The organism is Streptomyces luteolifulvus, from assembly GCF_008806595.1.
In the GTDB taxonomy this organism is placed as follows: Bacteria; Actinomycetota; Actinomycetes; order Streptomycetales; family Streptomycetaceae; genus Streptomyces; species Streptomyces luteolifulvus.
Window position 1 is genome coordinate 1 of the sequence record NZ_VZRB01000099.1, and the last position, 1,167, is coordinate 1,167.

The window sequence follows — 1,167 nt, forward strand, 5'->3', positions numbered from 1 at the left end:
GTTGAGTTGGGTGATGAGGGGGGTGATGGTGCGTCCCTCGCGTTCGGCGGTGTCCCAGTCGCGGGGTTTGAGCTGGTACTTCTCCGAGTCGAGGTATTCCTCGCTGCCCTCGCGCAGCGGGGTGTTCTCGCACAGTTCGAAGCCGCTGTAGACGCCCCAGGCCGGGGAGAGGGTGGCGGCCAGCACCGCGCGGACCTCGAACGCGGGCCGGCCCCCGTGCTGCAGGAACTCGTGCAGGATGTCGGGGGTGTTGACGAAGAAGTTGGGCCGCATATAGGCGGCCGCCTCCCCGGACAGCTCCGTGAGGTACTCGGTCAGCTCCTGCTTGCCGGTGCGCCAGGTGTAGTAGGTGTAGGACTGCTGGAAGCCGATCTGCGCCAGGGTGTGCATCATCGCCGGCCGGGTGAACGCCTCCGCCAGGAAGATCACATCCGGGTCGGTGCGGCCGATGTCCGCGATCACCCGCTCCCAGAACACCACCGGCTTGGTGTGCGGATTGTCCACCCGGAAGATCCGCACCCCGTGGCCCATCCAGTGCCGCAGCACCCGCAGCGTCTCCGCCACCAGCCCGTCCATGTCCGCGTCGAACGCGACCGGATAGATGTCCTGGTACTTCTTCGGCGGGTTCTCCGCGTAGGCGATGGTGCCGTCGGGGCGGTGGTGGAACCACTCCGGGTGCTTGTGCACCCACGGGTGGTCGGGCGAGCACTGCAGCGCGAAGTCCAGCGCGATCTCCAGCCCCAGCCCGCGGGCCCGGTCCACGAAGTCGTCGAAGTCCTCCAGGGTGCCCAGCCGCGGGTGGATCGCGTCGTGGCCGCCCTCCGGCGAGCCGATCGCCCACGGCACCCCCACATCCTCCGCCCCGGCCGACAGGGTGTTGTTGCGGCCCTTGCGGAAGGTGGTCCCGATCGGATGGACCGGCGGCAGATAGACCACGTCGAAACCCATCGCGGCGATCGCCGGCAGCCGCCGCGCGGCCGTGGCGAACGTGCCGTGCGGCTGCTGCGGCGTGCCCTCCGAACGCGGGAAGAACTCGTACCAGGCGCCGTACAGCGCCCGCTCCCGCTCCACCAGCAGCTCCAGCGTCGGCGACGCGGTCACCAGCTCCCGCAGCGGATACCGGGCCAGCACCGCATCCACCTCCGGCGTCAACGCCGCCGCAAGGCG

General features: G+C 69.8%; 1 pseudogene. It reads right to left on the reverse strand.

Going from position 1 to position 1,167, the window contains the following annotated elements:
- Positions 1 to 1,167 (reverse strand): annotated as a pseudogene (locus tag F7R91_RS41745) (alpha-1,4-glucan--maltose-1-phosphate maltosyltransferase); the annotation flags it as partial.